This is a genomic window from Myroides sp. LJL116 (assembly GCF_054871685.1).
In genome coordinates this window covers 50,206-76,393 of the sequence record NZ_JBTXLR010000012.1, presented here as the reverse complement: position 1 = coordinate 76,393, position 26,188 = coordinate 50,206, and the positions used below count along the sequence as shown (strand labels likewise).

Annotated in this window: 23 protein-coding genes and 1 tRNA gene; 12 read left to right on the top strand and 12 right to left on the bottom strand. The window is 33.0% G+C overall.

Features of this window, described 5'->3' with window-relative positions; translation table 11 throughout:
- Positions 1-65 precede the first annotated feature (65 nt).
- The 3 genes from ACYSNM_RS10170 to ACYSNM_RS10160 all read right to left on the bottom strand — a co-directional run bounded on the left by ACYSNM_RS10170 (position 66) and on the right by ACYSNM_RS10160 (position 3,514).
- On the bottom strand, positions 66-995 hold the full coding sequence (locus ACYSNM_RS10170) for a YeiH family protein (protein WP_461756797.1): 930 nt from the start codon (positions 993-995) through the stop codon (positions 66-68).
- Between the two features lie 71 nt (positions 996-1,066).
- Positions 1,067-1,963 (bottom strand): LysR substrate-binding domain-containing protein, encoded by an 897-nt coding sequence (locus tag ACYSNM_RS10165; protein ID WP_461756796.1) that lies wholly within the window; start codon positions 1,961-1,963, stop codon positions 1,067-1,069.
- A gap of 123 nt (positions 1,964-2,086) precedes the next feature.
- On the bottom strand, positions 2,087-3,514 hold the full coding sequence (locus ACYSNM_RS10160; protein ID WP_461756795.1) for an aminotransferase-like domain-containing protein: 1,428 nt from the start codon (positions 3,512-3,514) through the stop codon (positions 2,087-2,089).
- A gap of 86 nt (positions 3,515-3,600) precedes the next feature.
- On the opposite strand from ACYSNM_RS10160, the gene ACYSNM_RS10155 reads away from it, so the two are divergent.
- On the top strand, positions 3,601-4,500 hold the full coding sequence (locus tag ACYSNM_RS10155) for a DMT family transporter (RefSeq protein ID WP_461756794.1): 900 nt from the start codon (positions 3,601-3,603) through the stop codon (positions 4,498-4,500).
- Positions 4,501-4,572: 72 nt separating this feature from the next.
- Here the strand turns inward: ACYSNM_RS10155 and ACYSNM_RS10150 are convergent, their stop codons facing one another.
- Positions 4,573-5,499, bottom strand: coding sequence for a bestrophin family protein (locus ACYSNM_RS10150; protein ID WP_461756793.1), 927 nt, complete (start codon positions 5,497-5,499; stop codon positions 4,573-4,575).
- A 385-nt stretch (positions 5,500-5,884) separates the two neighbouring features.
- On the opposite strand from ACYSNM_RS10150, the gene nhaC reads away from it, so the two are divergent.
- The 9 genes from nhaC (at position 5,885) to ribB (ending at position 15,714) form a co-directional block, all read left to right on the top strand.
- Positions 5,885-7,339, top strand: coding sequence for a Na+/H+ antiporter NhaC (gene nhaC / locus ACYSNM_RS10145; protein ID WP_461756792.1), 1,455 nt, complete (start codon positions 5,885-5,887; stop codon positions 7,337-7,339).
- Positions 7,340-7,571: 232 nt separating this feature from the next.
- Complete coding sequence (locus ACYSNM_RS10140; RefSeq protein ID WP_461756791.1) at positions 7,572-8,210, top strand: redoxin domain-containing protein; 639 nt, start codon at positions 7,572-7,574, stop codon at positions 8,208-8,210.
- A gap of 63 nt (positions 8,211-8,273) precedes the next feature.
- Positions 8,274-8,582: a thioredoxin family protein gene (locus tag ACYSNM_RS10135; RefSeq protein ID WP_461754725.1), complete on the top strand. Its 309-nt coding sequence runs from the start codon at positions 8,274-8,276 to the stop codon at positions 8,580-8,582.
- Between the two features lie 18 nt (positions 8,583-8,600).
- Positions 8,601-8,858, top strand: coding sequence for a DUF6952 family protein (locus ACYSNM_RS10130; protein WP_461754724.1), 258 nt, complete (start codon positions 8,601-8,603; stop codon positions 8,856-8,858).
- A gap of 389 nt (positions 8,859-9,247) precedes the next feature.
- Positions 9,248-9,748 (top strand): thiol peroxidase, encoded by a 501-nt coding sequence (gene tpx, locus ACYSNM_RS10125; RefSeq protein WP_461756790.1) that lies wholly within the window; start codon positions 9,248-9,250, stop codon positions 9,746-9,748.
- Between the two features lie 138 nt (positions 9,749-9,886).
- Positions 9,887-12,394, top strand: coding sequence for a DNA translocase FtsK (locus ACYSNM_RS10120; protein ID WP_461756789.1), 2,508 nt, complete (start codon positions 9,887-9,889; stop codon positions 12,392-12,394).
- A gap of 17 nt (positions 12,395-12,411) precedes the next feature.
- Entirely contained in the window at positions 12,412-13,062 is a 651-nt protein-coding gene (locus ACYSNM_RS10115) for a LolA family protein (RefSeq protein ID WP_461756788.1), read from the top strand.
- A gap of 11 nt (positions 13,063-13,073) precedes the next feature.
- Positions 13,074-14,552: an LptF/LptG family permease gene (locus tag ACYSNM_RS10110; protein ID WP_461756787.1), complete on the top strand. Its 1,479-nt coding sequence runs from the start codon at positions 13,074-13,076 to the stop codon at positions 14,550-14,552.
- A gap of 28 nt (positions 14,553-14,580) precedes the next feature.
- Complete coding sequence (ribB, locus tag ACYSNM_RS10105; RefSeq protein WP_461756786.1) at positions 14,581-15,714, top strand: 3,4-dihydroxy-2-butanone-4-phosphate synthase; 1,134 nt, start codon at positions 14,581-14,583, stop codon at positions 15,712-15,714.
- Between the two features lie 911 nt (positions 15,715-16,625).
- On the opposite strand, the gene hmpA is transcribed toward ribB, so the two are convergent.
- The 8 genes from hmpA to ACYSNM_RS10065 all read right to left on the bottom strand — a co-directional run bounded on the left by hmpA (position 16,626) and on the right by ACYSNM_RS10065 (position 24,397).
- Positions 16,626-17,834: an NO-inducible flavohemoprotein gene (gene hmpA / locus ACYSNM_RS10100; RefSeq protein WP_461756785.1), complete on the bottom strand. Its 1,209-nt coding sequence runs from the start codon at positions 17,832-17,834 to the stop codon at positions 16,626-16,628.
- Positions 17,835-18,022: 188 nt separating this feature from the next.
- Positions 18,023-18,460, bottom strand: a complete 438-nt coding sequence (locus tag ACYSNM_RS10095) for a GNAT family N-acetyltransferase (protein WP_461756784.1) — start codon at positions 18,458-18,460, stop codon at positions 18,023-18,025.
- Between the two features lie 137 nt (positions 18,461-18,597).
- Positions 18,598-19,995 (bottom strand): sensor histidine kinase, encoded by a 1,398-nt coding sequence (locus ACYSNM_RS10090; RefSeq protein WP_461756783.1) that lies wholly within the window; start codon positions 19,993-19,995, stop codon positions 18,598-18,600.
- Positions 19,988-20,671, bottom strand: coding sequence for a response regulator transcription factor (locus ACYSNM_RS10085; protein WP_461756782.1), 684 nt, complete (start codon positions 20,669-20,671; stop codon positions 19,988-19,990). Before ACYSNM_RS10085 ends, ACYSNM_RS10090 begins: the two co-directional genes overlap by 8 nt.
- A gap of 4 nt (positions 20,672-20,675) precedes the next feature.
- Positions 20,676-21,560 carry a diacylglycerol/lipid kinase family protein gene (locus ACYSNM_RS10080; RefSeq protein WP_461756781.1) on the bottom strand — a complete coding sequence of 295 codons (885 nt, stop codon included), beginning with the start codon at positions 21,558-21,560 and terminating at the stop codon, positions 20,676-20,678.
- On the bottom strand, positions 21,553-23,514 hold the full coding sequence (locus ACYSNM_RS10075; protein ID WP_461756780.1) for an LTA synthase family protein: 1,962 nt from the start codon (positions 23,512-23,514) through the stop codon (positions 21,553-21,555). The genes ACYSNM_RS10080 and ACYSNM_RS10075 overlap by 8 nt, the downstream gene beginning before the upstream one ends.
- A gap of 180 nt (positions 23,515-23,694) precedes the next feature.
- On the bottom strand, positions 23,695-23,832 hold the full coding sequence (locus ACYSNM_RS10070) for a hypothetical protein (RefSeq protein WP_461756779.1): 138 nt from the start codon (positions 23,830-23,832) through the stop codon (positions 23,695-23,697).
- A gap of 49 nt (positions 23,833-23,881) precedes the next feature.
- Entirely contained in the window at positions 23,882-24,397 is a 516-nt protein-coding gene (locus tag ACYSNM_RS10065) for a GNAT family N-acetyltransferase (protein ID WP_461756778.1), read from the bottom strand.
- Between the two features lie 210 nt (positions 24,398-24,607).
- On the opposite strand from ACYSNM_RS10065, the gene ACYSNM_RS10060 reads away from it, so the two are divergent.
- Positions 24,608-24,692: transfer RNA gene (locus tag ACYSNM_RS10060), tRNA-Ser, on the top strand.
- An 818-nt stretch (positions 24,693-25,510) separates the two neighbouring features.
- Positions 25,511-26,182: a DUF4328 domain-containing protein gene (locus ACYSNM_RS10055; RefSeq protein ID WP_461756777.1), complete on the top strand. Its 672-nt coding sequence runs from the start codon at positions 25,511-25,513 to the stop codon at positions 26,180-26,182.
- The last annotated feature ends 6 nt before the right edge of the window (positions 26,183-26,188 follow it).

Below are 26,188 nucleotides of genomic sequence, written 5' to 3'. Positions count from 1 at the left end.
TAACATAATATACTAAAGCCCAATAGCATACTATTGGGCTTTTTCTATGGTAGTTAAGGCTAGTTTTAGTATAAAATATATACCAAAGAAAACACACTTACCACTATCCATAAACCAATAGCCAAAAGCAAAGGAGCTATGCCCACTTGTAAAAGATCTTTATAACGCAAATTACTTCCTATTAAAAAAAGTGTAACCCCTAAAAGAAGTTTTGCTGTATAGGTAATAGCCGGGCTAACAATAGAGACAAAGCCTACATAAGTATTTAAAATAATGGCTACTACAAAAAACACAATAAAATAAGGAATTTTAATCTTAGCGTTTTTATTCTTAAAGAATAGCATGGATAAAAAAGTAAGGGGTATAATCCACAAAGCTCTAGAAAGCTTTACTGTAGTGGCTACCTCTAAACTTTGAGCACCATAACTCTTAGCTGCTCCAACCACGCTACTTGTATCGTGAATAGCAATTGCACACCAAAGGCCAAAATCTTCCTGGCTCATGGCAAAATAATGCCCTAAAATAGGAAAGACAAAAAGGGCAATAGCATTTAAGATAAAAACTACGCCAAGGGCCAAAGAAATATCTTTACTCGAGGCTTTAATTACAGGAGAAATACTAGCTATAGCACTTCCTCCACAAATTGCTGTTCCACTGCTAATAAGATAGGATAACTTCTTATCCAATTTCAAAATACGGCCCAAAACATACCCCAACACAAATACTAGTACAATGGTTAGTAGAGTTAAAGTTAAGCCCTGCATACTGCTTTTGTATACACTTTGAAGATTCATTCCAAATCCAAGAGCCACAATACATACCTGAAGTAATACGCTTGTGTATTTAGTGGTATACTCTAAAAAAGGATGTTTGCCTATTTGAGCATAAATCACTCCCATAAAAAGAGCTAGCCCAGGACTTACAAATGGAAAAAAACAAAGAATTAAAAGGAAGATAAAAACTATTTTTGAAAAAAGTCTGGAGCGAAAAAACATAAAAAAGATTTGATTTAAAACGCAAATTTACGCTAGTTCAAAGTTCTTTTTTCATACAAAATAGTTATCCTTTATAACTTAAAGTTATAACTCTTTGCAAACTGTACAAACATATTTACTATGGAATTACTCTGACCTTGCAGTTCAATAACACTGAAGCTGCGCATAATTTTCAACGAGGCAATATCCACCACGCGAAGTTCTTTGTATTTTAATTCTTTTAAAATAGCATGTATGGATAAGAAAGCAAAACTATTGGAATGCATCAAATACATTTTAATACTTTCGGTAGATGAAAAGTTCATCTCACAGGTTAAATCTCTTATATCTATACCTACCCTTTCTAAATTCTCTCTTACTATATCTAAGGTTCCAGATCCCTTCTCTCTTAATAAAAAAGATAGTTTCAATAGATCTTTTGGACTTATTAAATCACTTTGTGCGTAAGGATTATCCGTTCTACACACCAAAACAATCTCATCTTGCACCAAGTCTTGGTACTTAATTTGTGGATTTCTACTACTGTTTTCCACCAAAGCTACATCTAAGCGATTATCCAGGAGTAAGTGTTCGATAATACTACTATTATCCGAGGTTATATCTACTTGAACATCGGTTAATTTAGCTCTGAATTTTGCAAGTAAAGGCGATAAAACATATTGAGAAATAGTGGTACTTGCTCCAATGCGCAAATATCCTTCTACCAAAGCGTCTATAGCCTGCATATCAAAGGCTAATTTGCTATGTAAAGCAAAAATATCACTAGCGTATTGAAGTAGAAGCTCCCCTGCTGGAGTTAAGCTGATTTTCATTGCTCCCCTATTAAAGAGCTTTATTTGATAATGCTGCTCAATTTCTTTGATATGCTTAGTTACCGCAGGTTGGGAAATACCTAAATCCTGAGCAGCTTTTGTAAAGCTGCTTCTATTTGCTACGGTATAAAAAACTTTTAAACGAAAATCAAACATAGTAAAACCTCTATAAAATTGGCAAATGAAATTCCCTTGAATAAAGACAAAAATAAACCTTCTTGACTTATAAATAATAGTAATGAGCTAAAACTTAAAAAAAAACAACAATTAAGTACTTCTTTATGAACTCTTACCCAATAAATCATGAGCTAAGTTCCCTAGAGTTATTAAATCTTTTTTTACTTTGTCATTCCAAGGAAGTCCAAAACAAAGGCGCATACAATTCATATATTGGTCCTGTAGAGTGAACATTCTACCAGGGGCAATACTAATTTTCTTATCAATGGCTAAATTATAAAGTATAGTAGTATCTAGTCTTGGATCAAACTCTACCCAAAGAGCCATACCTCCTTGAGGGCGAGAAGTCTTAGTACCTAAGGGGTAATGCTTCTGAATCACTTGTACAAATCGCAAATAATTACTGTATAAATCTTTGCGCAATTTCACCAAGTGTTTATCATAAAGACCCAATTTAAAAAAATTTGCCAATGCCTCCTGCACTATACTAGCCGAGGTGATAGAATGAAAGAGTTTTTTCTGTAAAATTTGCTCTTTGTACCTTCCAGGTGCAATCCACCCTACTCTATAACCTGGCACAAGAGTCTTGGAAGCAGAACTACAGTAAATTACATTATCATATTTGTCAAAACTTTTACAGCACAAGGGACGCTTTTGAGAAAAGCTTAAATCTCCATATACATCATCCTCTATTAATGGTATATTATATTGGTGTAAAAGCTTAACTACCTCTTGTTTGTTTTCGATTGGCATACAACTACCAAAGGGTGTATTATAATTACTAATCAAAAGACAAATATCAATTTTGTCTATTACATCTTTTAAAGCCTGTATTTTAATACCAGTTGTCGGATTCGTTGGAAGCTCTAAAACCTTTAAACCAAAACTACTAGCTAATTGCAAAATTCCTGGATAACAAGGACTTTCAATAGCAATGGTATCCCCTGCTTTACCAATGGCCATAAGACATAAAGCAAGTGCATTCATCGCTCCATTTGTGGTAATAATATCTGCTTCACTCAAATTACCACCCCATAAAAGACTGCGCATAGCTACCATTTTTCTCAAGTTCAAATTCCCTTGTACTGGCTCGTAATCTATACCAGCACTTGGCAAGATTTTAGCAGCTTGAATGATTTGCTTTTTAATCTTTGCAATTGGCAATAACTCTCCATATGGAGCGCTAAAGGAAAATAAAGTCATGTCCTTATTTCCCATATCACTATAAACGGCTTGTATAATTTCAGAAGGAGCCGACTTACTTGGACTAAGTCTTGGACTTGTCTCTTGCACCAAGGGTAAATCTACCTCGTCCATTCTACTTACAAAAAAACCACTTTGAGCTTTAGCGTAAATTAAATTTTGACTTTCTAACTCCCAATAAACCCTTTTAGCGGTATTTACACTTATATTATATTCTTTAGACAATACACGCACAGATGGCAATTTATCCCCATCTTGTAAAATACCTTGATCGATTAATTTCTTTAAACCGCTGGCAATCTCGATATATAAATAGGTTTTTTGCATATTTTATCAACTGTGTCCATACAAATATACAAAACTGAGACTGTGCTTAACAAAAAACCTGCCGTAGATTTGTAAAAAATAAAAATATGGAACATACATCCACCTTAAACAACAACACATCTACTTACTCTAGCGGATGGTTAAACGGCTTTATCGGAGTTTTACTTTTTAGCGGATCAATGCCATTTACTAAAATGGCTGTAATGTACTTTGACCCTATTTTTGCTACAGCATGTAGGGCAGCGATAGCAGGATTATTAGCGGTTTTTTGCCTTTGGAGGTACAAAGAAAAATTACCAACTAAACAACAAATTATACCTATTTTAATTGTCGCTCTAGGAGGAGTGATAGGTTTTCCTATCTTATCTGCTATTGCTTTGCAACATATAAGCTCGGCTCACTCCTTGGTATTCTTAGGAATGCTTCCAATGTGTACAGCAATATTTGCAGTTTTTATTGCAGGAGAAAGACCAAATAAATTATTTTGGTTATTTTCAAGCATAGGAGCTCTTCTTGTAGTTGGTTATGCCATCTTACAAGGTGGTGAAGGAAATTTAATTGGAAATATCTTAATGTTAGGGGCTATTATCCTTTGCGGTTGGAGTTATGCTAAAGGAGCTGTACTTTCTAAAAGCTTAGGAGGTTGGCAAGTAATTTCTTGGGCTCTAGTATTTACCCTTCCTTTATCCTTACCAATGGTTTATTTAGAGGCTCCTCAAAACCTATGGCAAGTAGACATACAGGGATGGATAGGAATACTTTATATGGGAGTTATCAGCATGTTTGTAGGTTTTATCTTCTGGTATAAAGGTTTAGCACAAGGAGGAATTGCTCAAGTTGGTCAATTGCAACTTTTACAACCATTTTTTGGAATGGCCTTAGCTGCAATTTTATTACATGAATCCATTTCATTACTAATGATTGGCGTGACTCTTGGAGTTATACTGTGTGTGGCAGCAGGTAAACACTACGCAAGTAAACCATAAATCAAGAAGGAAAACACTTTAAAATATAAAAAAAGGATTATTTACTTTAAATAAAGTAGATAATCCTTTTTTTTATCTGACAATAAAATCTTTGTTTGCTACAACGGGCTTAGGTAAGTCAAGGCCTGTAATCTCACATAGAGAATGCTCAATATTTGCGCACATTTGATCCAGTGCTAAATCATTGGGCTCTTCTCCAAAAGGCTCCGCTATCTCATCAACCACTGAATCTAAACCTAAAAAAGTATAGGCTACAAAAGTCACAATAAATGGCATTGTCCATACAATTAGATTTATGAGTCCAAAGGGTAATAAAAAACAATAGATATAAACAGTTCTATGTAACATTACAAAATATACAAATGGAATTTTTGTATGTACGATTCTCTCGCAAGTTCCCAATATAATAGATAGCTGGTCTATATTTTGATCTATTCTAGCCTGAGTAATGGTATCTATTTTACCTTCCTTACAACTTTTAGCAATTAAAGCAGTTAATTCATGCAGTAAATAAGCTGGTTTAAAACGCATAGTAAGCATTTTCTCATAGACCTGTTGAGAAAGTAAATTTTGCAATTTACTATAATCATTCTTTTCCCTTAATTGGTAATTTAAGGCATAACAAAAAGCAATTACAATTTTAACAGCTTCTTTTTGTGTCTCTTTATCTTCCTTGGTTTTACTTGGAAGATAGTTTAAAATTTGAAAACCAATTGACCTAGTATGAATAACTAAACTACCCCAAGCCTTTCGTCCTTCCCAAAACCTATCATAGGCAGCATTATTACAAAAAGCCAAGAAAATTGCCAGAGAAATCCCTATTAAAGTAAATGCACCTATGTTCAGAGGAATAATAATATCTGGAAAATACATTCTAGCTATATAAACAAGCCAAGAAAAAATAAACACGGCGATAAGAGTAGGTCCTATTTTATATAAAACAGATCCCTTCCAAGCAAAGAGCATTTTGAAAACATGTGTTTTCTCCCTTACAATCATAATAAAATTAAATTTTTATACCACAAAGATAAAGTCCACAAATAAAAAAAGCTACTTATTTTTTTTATAAGTAGCTCTTAGCGATGCTCTAAACATCTTACAACAATAATTTATATCTGTACAACAAAATAATTTGATGTTAAACTTAAAACACAGAATATTCTGATATTCGATACAATGTAGTAAATATAGTCTATTTTTTTTGAACTATCCGTTTTTTAAGTAAAGAAAATTTAAATAAAAACGATAAAAAATACCAACTTTTTAAAAATCAATATAATACATCTAAAATTTTAAGACAATTTTAAACCACCCTAATACTAGAGTTGTCTTTAAATAAAATATTTGTTTACATTCGCAGTTAATATAAATAATTTTTGATTAAATGAATACTACCAATGCATCCGATCCTAGGGAGATTTCTCTATTTCAGTCCTTAATTCCAGTAATTGCTCTTGTAGCTTTACTTGCAGTTAATGTGTATGTATTCCGGGATGACGCGCTTAGTGGTACAAATCAATTTATTTTATTAATAGGTGGAACCATCGCAATGGCAGTGGGGGTTTTTAATAAAGTTCCCTATGAGCAAATTTTAATTCAAATCACCAATAATGTTAGGGATACTTCTAGCGCTATTTTCATTTTACTTTTAGTAGGTGCTTTATCTGGTACTTGGTTAATTAGCGGTATAATCCCTAATATGATTTTCTATGGTTTAAAGATATTACACCCAACTATATACCTACCAGCATGTGTTTTAATCACCTCAATTATATCGGTTGCCACAGGTAGTTCATGGACTACTTCTGCTACTGTTGGTATAGCACTTGTTGGTATTGGAAACGCTTTGGGAATGCCACTTGGAGTAGTCGGAGGAGCTGTTATCTCAGGAGCTTATTTTGGAGATAAACTATCTCCTTTATCTGACACTACAAACCTAGCCCCAACTATGGCTGGTACAGATCTTTTTACACATATTAAATACATGTCCTATACAACAGTACCTACTTATATAGTAACATTAGCAGTCTTTGTAGCCTTTGGAATTATCTATAGCGCAGAAGGAGAAGTAAATACACAAGAAACATTAAATGCAATATCTAATACTTTCTTAATTACCCCTTGGCTATTCTTAGTGCCATTGATTGTAATTTTCTTAATTGTAAAAAGAGTACCACCGATTGCCGCATTATTAATTGGAACACTTTTAGGAGCAATATGTGCTTTAATCTTTCAACCGGGGATTGTACTTGCTATCTCTGGAGGAGATACCTTCTCTTACTATAATGCATATAAGGGAATCATGCTTGCTTTAACTACAGATATTCGCATTGTCTCTCCAATGGAAAGCTTAAATGGTTTATTTGAGGCAGGTGGAATGGCTAGTATGCTAAATACGGTATGGCTTATTTTATGTGCGATGTTCTTTGGAGGAACTATGGAGGCAATTGGAGCTCTTAGAAAGATATCTACTTCTTTGCTTAGTATAGCAAATAATGTTTTTGGTTTATTTGCAAGTACAGTGGCAAGCTGCTTGGCAATTAACGTAATGACTTCTGACCAATACCTTTCAATTGTAGTACCTGGTAAAATGTTTTCAGAGGCATATAAGGAAAAAGGCTTAGCACCTGAGAACTTGAGTAGAACTTTAGAAGATTCCGGTACAGTAACCTCTGTGCTTATCCCATGGAATACATGTGGAGCCTATCATGCTGGAGTATTAGGTATACCAACATTAACCTACTTACCATATGCGGTATTCAACTATTTAAGTCCATTTGTTACTTTATTATATGCGGCCTTAAATTTTAAAATTAGAATGATAAAAGCTAAAAATTAGCAATTCTCTAACACCTTATAATTTTAACATATCACTTTAAAGTTGTATATTTAGACCATTGTGAGACACTAACCACTATAAAGCTATCTTATAGTCACAAGAGAGACACTATAAGAAAAACTTATACTCAAATAAAAACAAATAATGGCTTTTGATTTTAATTTGACTTATTTGGTGATAGATTTGCAATAGAAAATAACAAGAAACATATAATAACTTTAAAACAATAATTATGTCTTTAGTAGGTAAAAAATTTCCAAACATTACAGTTGATGCAATTTCAGAAATGGGTGACGATTTAAGAATCAACATTTTCGAAGAAGCTACAAAAAACAATAAAAAAGTATTATTATTCTGGTACCCGAAAGATTTTACTTTCGTTTGTCCTACAGAATTACACGCTTTCCAAGAAGCTTTAGGTGAATTCGAAAAAAGAAACACAATGGTTATTGGAGCATCTTGTGATACAAACGAAGTACACTTTGCTTGGTTAAACACTGCAAAAGACAACGGTGGAATCGAAGGTGTAACTTACCCACTTATCGCTGATACTCAAAGAAACTTATCTTCAGTATTAGGTATTTTAGATATCGAATCAGAAGAATATGATGCAGAATTAGATACAGTTATCGTTCAAGGATCAAATGTAACTTACAGAGCTACTTATTTAATTGATGAGACTGGAAAAATTTTCCACGAATCAGTAAACGATATGCCATTAGGTAGAAACGTAAATGAGTACTTAAGATTAATTGATGCTTATGCTCACGTTCAAAACTTTGGAGAAGTTTGTCCTGCAAACTGGGAAGAAGGAAAAGACGCAATGAATGCTAACAGATCAGGTGTTGCTGAATACTTAAGCAAACACTAAGATACAATTACGCACTTTAATAGTAAATCGTAGTAGTATTAGTAACCTTAAAATCAAAATAATATGCTTTTAGAATTAGATCAAGATAATTTACAAGAACTTGTAAACTCAAATAACAAAGTAGTAGTTCAGTACTCTGCAACATGGTGTGGTAACTGTAGAATTATGAAACCTAAGTTTAAAAAACTGTCAACGGAAAAAGAAGACATCACGTTTATTATCGCGGATGCTGAGAAATTTCCAGAGTCAAGAAAATTAGCAGAGGTTACCAATCTACCAACGTTTGCTATCTTTGTGGATGGTAAATTAGTTGAACAAACACAAACAAATAAAGCAGAAGTTCTAAACGAATTAGTAGAGAAACTAGCTTAACATTTAAGTTTATAAGCAATGAAATTACCAGTAATAAAACATTTGACTCAATTTATTGAGCAAAACGATCAAGATTATATTATTGAAACAATTGAAGTTCTTGAAAACTTATGTGAAGTTCCATCTTTAAAAGATGAAGAATTAGACGTAATTGGAGAGCTTATTTCAAATATGTATGGAGCCTTAGAGGTTCAAAAAATGATCAAAGAAGGTGCTACACAAAAAGAAGCTTTAAACGCTTTTATGAAAAGAGTACTAGGGTCTATTGATAAATAATCCTGGCTTTTAGCCAAAACAATACCTAAAAGGGACTGTCTTTAAAAGATAGTCCCTTTTTGCTTCTGCTACTTTTTAAACGAATTAGTCAAAGTATACCTCTACTTCTACCCTAGCCTGTACTCTAGCCTATCAGCTGGAAAGCAAATTATCTAAAATTCACAACAAAAATTTCTATGAAGTATTGTATTTACCAAGCGAAAATGTAAAATACAACATATAGGAAAAATCAAGCCCTTCTAAGGCAGGTAAATATTTTTACTCTCTCTTTGTTAACTATGGCATTACTTTTATGTTGATTTTAGGGAATTGCGAATATTTATAGCTGTTTTTAAGAGGTTAATCTAGTAAATTTTGTCTATTTTTGTTTTGTATTAAAACTAAAAATTATGGCTCAAGTAACATTAAAAAACAATCCTATTCACACAATTGGAGAACTTCCAGCTTTACAAAGCCAAGCTCCAGAATTCGATTTAGTATCTACTACATTAGAAGATAAAAACTTATCTAACTATAAAGGAAAGAAAGTTGTTCTTAATATCTTTCCAAGTGTGGATACTCCTACATGTGCAATGTCTGTTAGACATTTCAACCAAGATGCAGCTGCTTTACAAAACACAGTAGTTCTATGTATTTCTCGCGATTTACCTTTTGCACAAGCACGTTTTTGTGGTGCAGAAAACATTGAGAATGTAGAAATGCTCTCTGATTTTAGAGATGGACAATTTGGAAAAGACTACGGACTTATCTTTACTGACGGTCCATTAAAAGGACTTCTTTCTAGAAGCATTGTAGTTTTAGATGAAAACCACCGTGTAATCTACACAGAACAAGTAAGCGAAACAGCGAATGAACCAAACTATCAAAAAGCATTAGAGGCTTTAAAATAGTTTACAAATAAGGTATTATACTGTTATTGATGGCATTTTCTAGGATGTAATTATTCTTTTAAAAACTATTAATAACAGTATTCTAGTTTTAATACAAAAAACCAAAATCCCTATTCCCTTTTAGTTATAAAAGCAACAATGAAAAAAGATAATAAGACCAGCCAAACAAAAGCTAAACCTAAAGTGGAGGCTACTCCAAAATATAACACCTCCTTATTTAAAACTAAATTCTTATTCCAATTACTACTTATTACCTGTGGTATCTTACTAACTATTAGTTTGATCTCTTATTTTAATACTGGAGAAATAGACCAAAGTAACTTACACGACTTAGGACAAAGAGAAGTAGAGGTAGTAAACAAAACGGGGAAATTTGGCGTATGGATCTCGCATATATTAATTTACCAAGGTTTTGGAATTGCAGCTTTTCTTATTCCAATCATTTTAATTCATACTGGTATATATGGTATTTTTGGCGTACAAAGTAAAAGAATCAAAAATGTAATTTTCTGGGACTTAACCCTAATGTTACTTTTAAGTGTTTTCTTTGGTTTTTTCGCAGCCAAAAACCCATTACTTGGAGGAAGTGTTGGTTTTGAAATCAACGACTACTTAGTAGACTACCTTGGTGTATTTGGTACTTTATTAGTTATTATATTTTTAAGCGTGGCATTTATTTTGTTCCGTTTTAAACCATCTCCTCAAAAGATGAAGGCTACTATTGATTCAATTAAAGCCTATATATTAAAACTTATTGCCAAAGGAAAGCAAGGTCATAATGATTTTAAAGACAAACCCCTACAAGATACAAAACAGAGCAATCCAACAAATGTTGCTACTACTACTCCTGTAGAGCCTGTAAGCAAGTCAACACCTGTTGTAGAGGAGTCCACAGACCAAACTCAATCCCAACAAAGTGAACCTACACAAGAGCAAGAACCTACACAAGCCCAAGAGCTAGAAATCGCTCCTACACAAGAGCAACAAAACATTGTGATGGATTTAGAGCTTTCTTTGGATAACAACTCTTCTATTTCAGCAAAACTTGAAGTGGAACCCCACCATGAAGAGTTTGAAATCCAAGCTCCTGTAGAAGAACAAACCTTAGAGGAGAACTTAGCTTCAAAACTAGTTCAAGACTTTGGTGAGTTTGACCCTACTTTGGAGTTAGCCAATTATAAATTTCCATCGATTGAAATATTAAAAGAATATGGTAACTCGAGTATTACTATAAACCAAGAGGAACTAGAGACCAATAAAAACAACATTGTAGAAACTTTAAAGAACTACAAAATTGACATTGCTAAAATTAAAGCAACCGTTGGTCCTACAGTAACTCTATATGAAATTGTTCCTGAGGCTGGAGTGAGAATCTCGAAGATTAAAAACTTAGAGGATGATATCGCTCTTTCTTTAGCAGCATTAGGAATTCGTATTATTGCTCCTATACCTGGAAAAGGAACCATTGGTATTGAGGTACCTAATACTAATCCTTCGATCGTTTCAATGAAAAGTGTCATTAGCTCTCCTAAATTTCAAAATGCTGAAATGGAACTACCTGTGGCACTTGGAAAAACAATTTCCAATGAAACTTTTGTAGTTGACTTAGCTAAAATGCCCCATCTATTAATGGCAGGTGCAACAGGTCAAGGTAAATCGGTAGGTTTAAATGCTCTTCTAACTTCTTTACTATACAAAAAACACCCTGCAGAAGTGAAATTTGTTTTAGTGGATCCAAAGAAAGTAGAGCTTACTTTATTCAATAAAATTGAAAGACATTACTTAGCGAAATTGCCAGATAGCCAAGATGCAATTATAACCGATAACACTAAGGTAATTCATACCCTGAACTCTTTGTGTATTGAAATGGATAACCGATACAATCTTTTAAAGGATGCCTCGGTAAGAACCATTAAAGAGTATAACGAAAAATTCAAGCAACGTAAATTAAATCCGGAAAATGGACATCAGTTCCTACCCTATATTGTACTAGTTATTGATGAGTTTGCCGATTTAATTATGACAGCTGGAAAAGATGTAGAAACCCCTATAGCTCGTTTAGCACAATTGGCTAGAGCCATTGGAATCCATTTAATTGTTGCTACACAAAGACCTTCTGTAAATGTTATTACAGGTATTATTAAAGCTAACTTCCCAGCTAGAATTGCCTTTAGGGTAACCTCTAAAATTGACTCACGTACTATTTTAGATGGTCAAGGTGCGGATCAATTAATTGGTAGAGGAGATATGCTTTATACCCAAGGAAATGACTTAGTAAGGGTACAATGTGCCTTTGTAGATACACCTGAGGTAGAAAAACTAACCGATTATATTGGTTCACAAAAAGCCTACCCAGACGCTTACCTTTTACCAGAATATGTTGGAGAAGAAGGTGGCTCTAACCTAGACATAGATGTAAGTGAGAGAGACCAACTTTTTAAAGAAGCTGCAGAGGTTATTGTAACGGCTCAGCAAGGTTCTGCCTCTTTATTACAGAGAAAACTTAAATTAGGTTATAACAGAGCGGGAAGAATTATTGACCAATTAGAAGCTGCTGGTATTGTTGGTCCGTTCGAGGGAAGTAAAGCCAGAAGTGTTAATATCCCAGATTTAGTGAGTTTGGAACAATTTTTGAACCAAGATTAACAACTAAAACAAAACAAATGAAAAAATTAATTATCTATAGTATATTATCTCTTTTTAGCATTACTACAACTTTTGCACAAAGTAGTCAAAGAGCAAAAAACTACTTACAAGAAGTAAGTAATAAAGTAAAAAATTACCAGAACGTATCTCTAGACTTTAGCTATAACTCTATAGAGAAAAATGATTTACAGCCAAGCTTTCAAGCAAAAGGGCAATTAGATCTACAAAAAGACCTCTATAAACTAGAGTTCATGGATGTAACCAAAATCTTTGACGGTAAAAAAGTGTATACTATTTCTGAGGAAGATATGGAGGTAACAGTATCTAACTACTCAAAAGACAACACCAATGCTTTACTACCTTCCGACCTATTGGATTTTTTCCAAACTGGTTTTGATTTTCAATGGGATACAACGGCAATGATACAAGGAAAAAAGATACAATACATCAAACTACTTCCAACGGATAAAAACAGCACTATTGATTATATCCTTTTAGGAATAGAGGATGCCACAAAAAATATCTATACTAAAGTACAAATGGACAAAAACGGCACAAAATCTACCTTGGTGGTTAATTCTTTCCAAAGTAATCAGCCTATGTCAAAAAATCATTTTACCTTTACACCATCGGCTTATTCCGATTATTATATTAATAAAATAGATTAGTTTTATTTTTTGTGAAAATACTAGACCGCTATATTCTAACTAGCTTTGCTATGACCCTTTTTACGGTCTTTGCAATTTTGTACTTTATATTTATACTCCAAGGGGTATGGTTGTTTATTACCGAACTTGCCGGTAAAGACCTAGATGTAATTGTTGTAATTCAATTCCTATTGTTTTACTCCCCTAAAATGGTGCAATTAGTACTGCCTTTATCTGTACTTCTAGCCTCGATAATGACTTTTGGATCCTTTGCTGAAAACTACGAGTTTGCAGCAATGAAAGCCTCTGGTATTTCTCTAGCTAGAGCAATGCGTCCCTTATCGATTTTTATCGCCATTTTAGCCCTAATTTCCTTTTGGTTTGCCAACGATGTCATACCTAGATCCGAGTTTAAGTTTATTAATCTACGTAAAGAGATTTCTCAAACTAAACCTGCAATGGCTATTGCTCAAGGTCAATTTACTGAGTTAGGAAATGCCAATATCAAAGTGGACAAAAAATCAGGAGATAATGGACAATACTTGGACAATGTTACAATGCATATAAGAAGTAATGGTGGTTTTAGCAATAAGGCTTTTATTCGTTCTGTAGAGGGAGAATTGGAAAGTAGTACATCAAGTAATTTATTAAAACTACATTTATTGGATGGTAATTACTACGAGGATGTAGAGGCTAAAACGTATAACGAAAAGAAGAAAAGCCCATTTATCAAAGCAAAGTTTGATCGCTATACCCTTAATATGGACCTTAACGCATTAAACCCAACTGCTGGTGATCAAGACGCTATTAGCAATACTTACCATATGCTAAATATGTCTCAGTTAAATTATACTATAGACTCCTTAAATCAAGAACTTAGCAATAATAAAGTATCCAATACCGACAACTTAACCTTACGTCTAAAGTCACTTTATTCTGCCCCTACAGATAATACTACTTATACGTATTTACCAGAGGCCCCACAAGATATATTAGGCCTTTTTGATCTAACCAATCAGCAGCGTATATTACAGACTTCAGAAGAGTATATTAGCAATTTGGTCTTTAATGCAGAGACCAATGATGCTACAGTATTGGCCCAGAAAAAACATATCAATTCGCATTATTTGGCTTTATACCAAAAATTCGTAATTGCATTCTCTTGTTTTCTAATGTTCTATATAGGAGCCCCATTAGGAGCAATTATACGAAAAGGAGGTTTAGGTTTACCTATGGTTTTTGCCGTAATAATCTTTATCTCTTATCACTTTATTAATACCTTTGGAACTAAAGTAGCACAAGAGGATGGAATGCCTCCTATTATTGGAGCATGGATAGGTCCCCTAGCCTTAACTCCTTTAGCTATATTTTTAACCTATAAGGCCACTAAGGACAATGGAGAGGTTAATTTCAGCGCTCCTATCGACTTTGTAGTAGACTTATTTTTAAAAGTAAAAGGCAAGTTTACCTCTAAAGGAAATATTCAAGAGGAAACACAACAAAAAATTTAAACACAAACAAGCGTAAAACACAACTATAATGTCACAAAATCATATTGAACTAAACACCATCGAGGAGGCAATTGAAGATATCCGCCAAGGAAAAGTAATCATCGTGGTAGATGATGAGGATCGTGAAAATGAAGGGGACTTTATCGCAGCGGCTGAAATGGTAACTCCTGAGATGATTAATTTTATGGCCACTCATGGAAGAGGTCTGATTTGTGCTCCATTAACTCAAAGTAGATGTAAAGAATTAGATCTACATCCAATGGTTACCGACAATACGGTTTTACACCAAACTGCTTTTACTGTATCGGTTGACTTAAAAGGACATGGATGTACCACAGGTATTTCTACTTATGATAGAGCAAAAACAATTGAATTCTTAGTTAAAGAAGAAACTAAAGCAGAAGATTTAGGGCGTCCTGGACATATCTTCCCATTGATTGCAAAACAAGGTGGAGTATTACGTCGTACTGGTCATACAGAAGCAGCTGTAGATTTAGCTCGTTTAGCTGGTTTTAAACCTGCAGGGATCTTAGTAGAAATACTTAATGAGGATGGTACAATGGCTAGACTTCCAGAATTAATGGAAGTAGCTAAAAAATGGGATTTAAAGATTATTTCAATTGAAAAACTAGTAGCTTACCGTATGAAACACGATAGCTTAATTCAAAAGAAAGAAGACTTTGAATTAGACACTCGTTTTGGTAAATTCCGTTTAAGAGCCTACCAACAAATCACCAACAAACAAGTGCATTTAGCCCTTACAAAAGGAGATTGGGATCAAAATGAACCAGTACTTACAAGAATTAATTCTATGTTAGGTACCAATGATATCTTAGATGCATTAAGTGGTAAATTAGACAAGCGCATTGAATCTGCTTTTGCTAAAATTAACCAAGAAGGAAAAGGTGCTATTTTATTTATCAACCAAGAGGAATTAAGCTCAAGTTTACTTAATCGCCTTTCTTTATTAAAAGAACAAGGTGGTAAATTAAATTTAGATACTGCTAAATTAGCAGCCGATGACAAAGATTTTGGAATTGGAGCTCAGATTCTACACGATTTAGGAATCAATAAGATCAACCTAATGACTAACACAGAACAGAGTAAAAGAGTAGGTATGACAGGATATGGTTTAGAAATTGCTTCTTATACCAAATACTAAAAGTATCTTTTTTAAAATATAAAAGCGCTTTATGCCCCAAAGGTCATAAAGCGCTTTTTTTTGTTACAAAGAAAAAGCCCTTTTTAAAAAAGGGCTAAAAAAAAATATAAAAAAACAAATTGAAAAATCTTCATCTAGCCTTTTAATACTCCATTTAAGGAACACTATAGTTAAGTAATTCTCTTTCAAAAAGATTCTATTACCTAAGCATAATGAAAATTATCAATAGATAACTCCAAAATAAAAACACACAGTAACGCATACCAAAGATGATACTGCAAATAAAAAATCACAATACCATGTAGGAAGTTTACACTAATGAAACTTCAATGACTTTTTAAATCATCTAGACAGCATGCGCATACCGTGTTAACAAATTTTCAACTTCTGTAGCAGTTTCCAAAACGCAACTTTATTAAAAGTGCTTACGATAACTCTACAGAAATCATCATAAAAAACTTACTTATCCCCTATTGATCCAAAAAACTAAACGCTTCTTGTCTCATTTGAACCATTAGACGATAGTAGAGCTTCCCATGAAAGTGTTTTTACATGTAATCTCACTTAAAAGTGAAAGAAAATCAAATAAAATCAGTCTCAAAAGACCTCAACTACTTCTATTTGCAAACTCAAAACCTCCCAATTTTAAGAAACAATTAAGAAATAGTATCTTTTTTATTTGACTTTCACTTTGCTAATATATAAAAAATAACACTAGGTAAAACATTCTAAACAAAAACAAAGTGTTAATTAATATTTTTAGGCATAACCAATTCCTTCCTACCACCTTATTATACAGGGATTTGGGTACATAATAAAAATTTAAAAATATGTAGTTAAGGGTATAAAATAAAAAAGCAAGCTCTACAATAATGTAAAGCTTGCTTTTGCAAATAAATATTTTCTATTTGTTATGCTAAACTAGCAGGACCGAACTCTTCAAAGAAAACTTGATCACTATCTATACCTAATTCTTTTAGGTCATTTAATTGTTTAGTTAAAAATAAAGTAGGACCACATAGATAATAATCCATATTGTTATCAAAAGTAATTCCTTTGATTGACTCTAAATCCACAATACCTTTATAACAAGTATCATTTTGCTTGTCCTGAGCAATATTGTCATAGAAGTTGATCACTGTTAAACCAGGGTGCTGGTTTTTCAAAGCAGTTATATGCTCTTGGAAAGCTTGAACTTTTGGGTCTCTAGCACCGTGAATCCAAACAATTTTCTGGTCCTTTGGAGTGTCTTTCACTAAAGTTTCTAACATAGCTAACAAAGGAGTTTGCCCAATTCCTCCACTAACTAAAACTTTTGTTCTTGGTGAGTCTTGTAAAACAAAAACCCCTGAAGGTGCACTTAATTCAATAGTTTGTCCAACTTGAAGATTATCGTGAATAAAGTTACTAATCATTCCGTTTTCGTTTTGATTAGGCTTCAATTCCTTTTTAACAGATATTCTAAACTCCTTATTATTTGGAGCCATAGATAAACTGTATTGACGGATTTGAGTAAGTTCCATACTTGGAATATATAATTTCACACTTACATATTGTCCACTTAAATAAGTTGGTACATCACTACCGTCCTTAGGTACTAAATAAAATGAAGTAATTTCAGAAGATTCCTCTACTTTAGCTTTTACTACAAATTCTTTGAATCCAACCCAGCTATTAGCAGTTTGTTTCTTTTGATCATACAACCCTTGTTCGTGGCCTTTCATAAGGTTAGCCAATTGATTATAAGCAATTCCCCAAGCCTCAATAATGGCAGGTGTAGCTGCATCTCCTAAAACCTCTTTGATAGATTCTAACAAATGGTGTCCTACTATATCGTACTGCTCTGGAGTAATATTTAAACTAGTGTGTTTATGACCAATAGAATTAACCACGGGCATTAAAACACCTGGATTTGCAATATTCTCTGCATAAGCTAAAACAGCCATAGCTAGTGCCATTTGTTGTTTACCCATTTTTTGATTTCCCATATTAAAGAGATTCTTTAACTCTGGATGATGCGTAAATAAACGTTGGTAAAAGTGTGTAGTTAATGCTACCCCACCCTCTCTTAATACAGGTACAGTAGCTAAAATAGTGTCTTTCTGACTTTGAGTTAACATAATTTATATATTTGATGAACAGCAAAAATAAAAGATAAAATCAAAGTAACCTCCTTTTTTGTCTTAAATAAAATACAAAAGACTCTTTTATCCGTAATTAAGGTTAAAAAACAACTAACAGAGTCACTTTGAAGGCCTTTTATAGTAGTCAACAATAAAAAAAGTGTCTTTTAAAAAGACACTTTTAGTTATTTTTTACCTTGGTAAGTCATATGTAAAATAGGATAAGGTTTTCCTTGGTCGTCTATCTCCTGTCTAGATTCCACTATAAAACCAAGATGAGAATAGAATTTCACGGCTTGGATATTTTGCTCGTTTACACTCACTTTTTCTATACCTAATTTTTGAATAGCATATTCCAATAAAGAACGTCCAACACCCATCCTACGACAAACATTATCTACAAATAGCATTTCTAATTGGTTTTCACATACTCCCATAAAAGCTAAAATCTGCCCCTCTGGATCGAATAATCCATAAAGTTTCACATGTTCGAAATAAGCATGTAAATGCTTCTTATAATAAGCAAAGTCTTCTGGTTGTAAAAAGTCATGTGTTCCCAAAACTGCATTTTCCCATATCTGCATTAAGCGGGGGTAGTCTTTGGAATATATTCTAGTTATCATGATTGCGTATTTAAGGCAAAGATGCGAATTCAAGGCATACTTTTCTAAAAATTAACCCATATTTAGTACATTGCTTCTTTGGGTAAGTGAGCCTAATGCTTTGCTTGTTTAAAACCCATGGTTTTGACCTGCCAATTTTATTGAAGTTGTTTTTTAAAAGTAATAAAAATCTGCGTCCCTAAAGATTTTTGACTTTCAATAGAAATAGAACATTGCACCACTTTACAAAGTTTACTTACTATACTAAGACCAATTCCATTGCCAGGAAAATCAGATTCATCATAGAACTCCCCTCTATAAAAGCGCTCTTGAACAAAACTAAGATCCTGTGGATGCATACCAACACCGTTATCTTTAAAACACAATTGATAACTACCATCCTTTAAAAGAGTACTAAAGATGACAAGGCTCCCATACATAGTGGAATATTTGATGGCATTGGAAATCAAATTATCTAAAATAACTTCAATTAAATCTTGGTAATTCTCTATATGATAAGAATCCACCTTAAAGCAATCCACTTGTATATGCTTCTCTTGCAACAAAAGGCTGTATCTAGATAGGCTATTTTCTACTTCTTGTTTTAAGTCTAAAGTAGATAAACGCAAAGTAGCTGAATTATTTTCCACCCTTGTCAACAATAAAAACTGCTCTACCAAACGCTCTAATCGCTGTACTTGATTTAAGGTATAATTGATCTTTTGAATATATTCTGTGGGAGTCCTTTGTTTTAATAAAAGTATTTCCAAATTTCCTTTAACGATAGACAAAGGAGTACGCAGCTCATGAGAGGCATCTTCAGAGAATTCTCTAGCCCTATTTATCTGAGCTTGTAAGCGATCTAATAAAGAATTAATAGTCTGGGCCGTATCATAGAGCTCATCTTTATAAATAGGCAGTGGGATACGCTGTGACAAATTGTCTTTTGAAATGCGTTTTGCAGTAGAATTAATGCTCGAAATCGGTTTTGTACATGCCTTAGCTATTACACGAGCAAATAAAAAACTAAGTAAAATCGCTAAAGGAAAGGCGATAGTTAGAACAATTTTTAAATAATTTAAAGCAAAAGCATTCTTTTGAATACTAACAGCAACAACTATATAGCCTACCACTTTGGCACTATGATAGAGCTTGGCTTGGGCAGCTACAAGCTCTATGGAATTTAGCTTAATAAGATAAGGTACATTCTCTTTTTGATGCTTATCCCATATAAGAGTATTTTGCACTAAGTTCGGAGAGTGATCCTCTAATACGAAGTCTGTATTATAAATAGCAATAAACACAGGGTTTAAGGCCACATCGGTATGCTCGACCTCCTCCCATTCCCTAGGGTGAATATAATCTACAAAGGTGTCTTGGTGAAGGGTATAATCTTGATGAGACAAAATTTCATTTTCCAAGATTTCAAAAATACTTTTATTTACTCCTTTTTGAACACTATAATAAATTACAGCGAAAATAACGCATAACATCAATGAAAAGCCCAAAGTAATAAATAGGGCAATTCTATTCTTTAAGGACAAATATTTAAACATCTTTGGATATATAACCTTTCCCTCTAACTGTCAAAAGTCTTGGGTCGTCTTTTTTAAGTTGTAATTTTCTTCTTAATGCATTGATAAAAACCTCTATAACAGAAGTGTCGTAATCGTAATGTATATCCCATATTTCACTTATAATATCTTTGCGATCACATACTTTATTTTTATTGGAAAAAAGATAGCAAAGTAAATTGTACTCCCTAAGGGTAAGCTCTACCTTTTGTCCGGATAAAAAAGCCTCATTACTTTGTAAGTTAACACTTATATTACCCATCTCCAATACATTAACAGGTGAAATATCCCGTATATAAACCCCAATACGAGCTAGTAATTCCTGAAAATTAAAAGGCTTTTTGATGTAATCGTTAGCCCCGGATTCTAATCCTAAAACTACATTTTCAATAGTATCTTTTGCTGTCAAGAAAATAATAGGAGTATCCCCATTTATATTTTGCTCTTGTCGAATTAATTTACATAAATCCAGGCCGCTAATACCAAGTAGCATCCAATCCAAGAGTATCAAATCAAATTTTTGTTTTTGACTAACCTCATAGGCCGACTCGCCGTTTAAGCAATGAGTAACTAAGAAACCTTTCTCTTGTAAACCTTCTTGGATAAACTGAGCAATGCCTATTTCATCTTCTACTATTAAGATTGCGGGATTTTTCATAATGCTAAGGTACTAAAACCTTTAAAGATTTTTCCATCACCTTTACCTTTATTTCTTTTGTTTCTATCTTAGCATCCTCCCCATCAATTTGCAGGGTGATACCTGGTGAATCAGCTAAAAACTCAATTTCTTTAGCTTGTAATACTCTTGCCTTTTTCATTCGATTGATACGATGGGTTAACACACAAAATGAAAAGTAGAGTTGCTCTAATAAATTAAGTTTTTTTATTGCTAAAAAATCTAATTTTCCGTCGCTTAATTGGGCCTGTGGACTGAAACTAATTCCGTATCCAGCTTGGTTGGAATTAGAACAGAACAAAAAGTAAAAAGAATCTTTAAACTCAGAGTCCTGGTCGATCTGAACTTTAAAGCTTTTAGCAGAGTAACCATAAACGGATTTTAAACTAGCTTTCAAATAACCATAAAAGTTTCTAGTTCCCCCTTGAGCATAACGATGAATTACATCGGCATCTATTCCCATACCAATATTTGAGAAAAAATAACTATCGTTTAATTTCCCCACATCAATAAAGGTGGAGTGTTGATTGCAGATTATATCTAAGGCCTTATCAACTTTAGAAGGGATTTTCAAATTACTAGCAAGTCCATTACCCGATCCTATAGGAATTACCCCCAAGGCTACAGATGTACCCACTAAGGCTTGTGCTACTTCATTTATAGTTCCATCTCCTCCACAGGCTACAATAGCTAAAGGATTTTGTTTTACAAAATCCTTAGCCAATAATGTTGCATGGTAAGCTTTCTGGGTAAAATGAACAGCAATATTCACATCTTTACCCAAAAAATACTCTTCTATTTCTTTAGAAATTACTTTACCTAAGCCTTTTCCGGCTATAGGGTTAACAATAAAAACAATGGTATTATTCATTTAAAAGTCTATTAGTAAATAAGTAATCCGCAGTCTGGTAATTTGCTATTACCGATTTTTCAAAATCAGACAGTACTGGTTCTGGCTCTAAGTTATCGTCATCCCATTTGTATTGGTCGCTTAATTTTTGATCCGATAAGATAATCACATCGTCTCCTTTTTTAAGTCCTAACTTAATATAAGTTGCTACAAAAGAACGAGAGATGTACTCTGGGTCAAAAATATCCTTGCCATAAAAGCCAGAAACATACTCCCAATTTAATAAGGAGAATAAAGTAGGAAAGATATCGATTTGACTCACCTCTTTTTCTACATTTACATTACCTAATACTTTTGAATTATAGATAAATGCTGGGATATGGTGGTTACCTACATCAATGGCAGATCTTCCTGCACTACTAGCACAGTGGTCAGAGATAAATACAAAAACAGTATTGTCAAACCAAGGCTTAGTTTGTACCTCTTTTATAAACTCACCAACAGCATAATCTGCATATTTCACAGCTCCATGTCTTCCACTTCCTGATGCAATATCAATCTTACCTTCTTGGTAAGTATAAGGTTTGTGGTTAGATGTTGTCATTACAAAGGCAAAGAAAGGCTGATCCTCTTTATACTGCTGATCTGCTACTTGAATAACTTTATTATAGATATCTTCATCGGAAATACCCCAAGCATTCTCAAAGGTTACTTCATTATTCTCGATATTGAATCTACTAGTATTGATCTTATCACTTAAGATACTACCTCTACCTCTATCGTAAATATCAAAGCCATTTCCTCCGAAAAATGCATTCATATTATCAAAATATCCATCTCCACCATAGAAAAACATATTGTGGTAGCCTTTGTCTTTAAAAACATTGGAGATAGTATATAAGTTTTGATTATCTACTCGTTTAACTATACTGTGTCCAGGAGTTGGTGGAATAGATAAAGTTACCGCTTCCATACCTCTTACCGTTCTAGTTCCATTTGCAAACATATTGGAGAAATAAATACTATTATCCGCTAAAAAGTTCAATGTAGGGGTAATAGGCTTACCCTCAAACTCTTCTTGCATAAAAGAAGAACTTACACTCTCCATTAAAACAAAAATAACATTTGGTTTTAACTCTGGACTTTGTGGATCAGTAGCTAAAATAGTACGTCTTAAAGGATTTTTATGACCTTGGTCAAAAACAGTTTTAGAATCTTGTAATTCCTTTTTAACAATATCAAAAGCTTCTTCTAATTCTAAAGACTTATAGTGTTCATTATAATTTAAGTGATTATTTCTAAAGGCAGAGAAGAAAGAAAATATACCTGCTTTAGATATCTCATTGTTGTAGCGATTCTCTGAAATGGAACTAGTATCATTGTTTAATAGATACAAAGAACTAATTACAACTAAAAGATTAAATAAAAAAGCGGAGATTTTTTGAAGTCCTGATGCCTTATAGGTAAAGGTATAATGGAAAAATTTTCCTTTAATAGCTGCGAAAAACGTTACAAAAGTAATAACTAAAATTCCTCCTACTAAAAGTGGCAAAGGATAAGATTCTTGAATGTTCTTAACCACTTCATAGGTATAGATAAGGTAATCAACCGCTATAAAATTAAATCTACTTTTAAACTCTTCCCAAAAAGTTACTTCGGCAAAAAAAGTAAAATAAATGATGATTAGAAAAAGCAAAAACACAAAATTCACTACTACCCTATCTAGCCAACTATTAACAAAGCGATTTGGTAGTACTAAAAAATAAAAGTTCAAAAACAAACAGAACGTACTTACTACACTAATGTCGTAGAGCAGTCCAAATAAAAAAGTTCCAAGTAGATCGTCAAGTGTCCAATCAAAATCTTCTTTAACCCATAAAGCAAATACTATTCTAAATAAAAAAGAAAGTATTATAAATAAACCAGAAAAAAAAAGTAGAACACTGTATCTACTTTTGGAAATACTTTTTAACATATTTAACATTTTAATACAAATATATTAGAATATCAAACATATCAAAATACAAAATATTAATCTTAAGCAAATCTTAAGCTTACTTAAGTGAGTTATTGCTACTATATCACACCTTTAACTTATATTATCCTAACTACTTAAGCAACAACACTCATAAATCTTATATAAAAACACATTAACTTATTTTAAATCTTTTTGCTTATTTACAATATCTTTTAGCATTTGCTTACGCTTTATAGCAGCTTGTTGCTCTTTTTGCTTCTTTTTAGCTATTTTATCACTTGCTGCTTTTCTATTTTGCGGGGTATTTCTACTCATATCTTATCTTTTTAACATACAAATCTACTACTTTTTTAAAAAACACTTATTACTTTCTAATGTAATCTGCTTCTATACTTTTATTAGGAACATAACGTAAATACTCCGTGGGAAAATCTTGGGATTCTTCAACTAGGTAGCTTTCAAAGTCACATTTTTGTAAAACTTTTCTAGAGGCACCATTCTCAGGGTCAATAAGAGCTATAATTGGTAGATCTGGCAAATGCTTTAATCCCTTTTGAACAAGGGCTCGGCAAATTGCAGTAGCATATCCTTTGCCCCAAAAACCAGGATCTAAAACATATCCCACTTCTAACATAGAAGGATCATTCTTATAAAAAACAATTTTTCCATGTCCTATAAACCTGCCGAAGTTATCAAGGATTTTATAATTACCTATATAACTATGGGACTTATTTTGCTCTAACATACTTTGAAATTTCTCTTTTGCCTGTTTCAACGATGAGGGCTGCTTAGTTATATATAACATTACTTTAGAACAGCTAACTAAAGAGTAAAATAATTCAAAGTCTTCTTCTTGGAATTTTATAAGTGAAAATTGCATACTAATGGAGTTTTTTGTATAAAAAGGAAAAGTACAAAACATTTTATAAAAGAATATCTTTGATTACTAAAAATTATATACCTCAACCCTGCACAGTACGAAGCAGTTACATATCCAATGCAAAAATATTACAAAAAAACCGTAAAAAAGGCTTTGTTTGATCACCAGAATTACTATATTTGCACCCAGTTAGACCAAAGGAATAACCTTGGAGAAATGGCAGAGTGGTCGATTGCGGTAGTCTTGAAAACTATTGACTGTAACAGGTCCGGGGGTTCGAATCCCTCTTTCTCCGCAAAGAAAACCGGTAACAATAGTTATCGGTTTTTTTATTTTCTAAAAGTTATGAAATACTTGTCTCTTGGGATTATGTTCACTACATAAAAAAACAGGCGATACCTTCTTAATAAAAGTGTTGTCTACTAGTAACTTTATGTGCAATACCCACCTACTTAGATTGCCGTATCTACATTGGAAATAAGCTAAGGCCTTACTATAATAGGGATGGAATTATACTTATTAGAAAATGTAATAAATGATTATATTATTGAAAAGGGAGGTAATTTTATGATCCGATTAAATCTATAGAAACACAAAAACAATCCATATCCTCAAAATGTAGTACCTAATGAGCATCAAGAAGAAATCCCAGTCAAAAAAAAAACTTTTCCTTTTAAGATCTCTCGCCATTGCTATAGTTCGAAATAGCACTAGTAATTTTACCAAATAGCATAAAAAATGTTTTTTTATGTAATAGAAAAGACGATTAATTACAGGATTAAACCCAGGTAGCTCCCAAAGGCTTTTCACAAGAAGTTAATCTATTTAAAAACCTTGGCCTATGGGAGGTTGGCCTCATAGATCCAAAAATAATGAACTATCCATTTTATAAGTATACCTCCATATAAGTATAAGACTATCTTTCTTAAATACTCCCTGTTTTTTTTTAATGAAATCCTAGTTATCACAACTTTTATGTTAATTTAGCACAATCAACAAGCAATTACTGACTGTGTTTTAGCCCTGAGGCTATTACCCTTTATTTTTAACCGAAAACACTAGGTTTATAAACGGTAGTAATTATCAATGAACATACATATAAAAAAAATGGTAATGAATACATTAAAACCCAACGGAAAAAGAGCTAAAAATGCAATTACCTTGATTTGGATTATGCTAATCCTTGATATTGCTTCTATAATTTCTAAATACTTTCAATATGAAATAATTCAAACTATAGCTAATGGTGATGAGATTACAGAAGCAATGTCCCTAATCCATGGCATAACAAAACAGATCACTGGACTACTTTATATGGTGGCCTATGTTACTTCAATTATAACCTTCATCCAATGGTTTAGACGTGCATATTACAATTTACACCAAAGAGTGAGTAACTTATCTTATTCAGAAGGCTGGGCTACTAGTAGTTGGTTTGTTCCAATTCTTAATTTATTTAGACCATACCAGATTATGCAAGAACTATATTTTCAAACCAATGTCCTTTTAATTAAAAAAGGAATCCCACTGCATCACATTCTCAATACAAGTATTATAGGATTTTGGTGGGCCTTTTGGATTCTAAGCAACCTATTTGGACTGTTAGTATTTCGCTATGCACTACAAGCAGAATCAACCGAGGAATTTATTACTAGTATCCTTGGGAGTATGTTCAACAGTATCATCGGAATTCCACTTGCTTTACTAACCATTAAGGTTATTCGCAACTACGCCAAAGTGGAGCCTTTGCTATTAGAAAATGAGCAAGAGCCTACAAACAATTAATGCCGA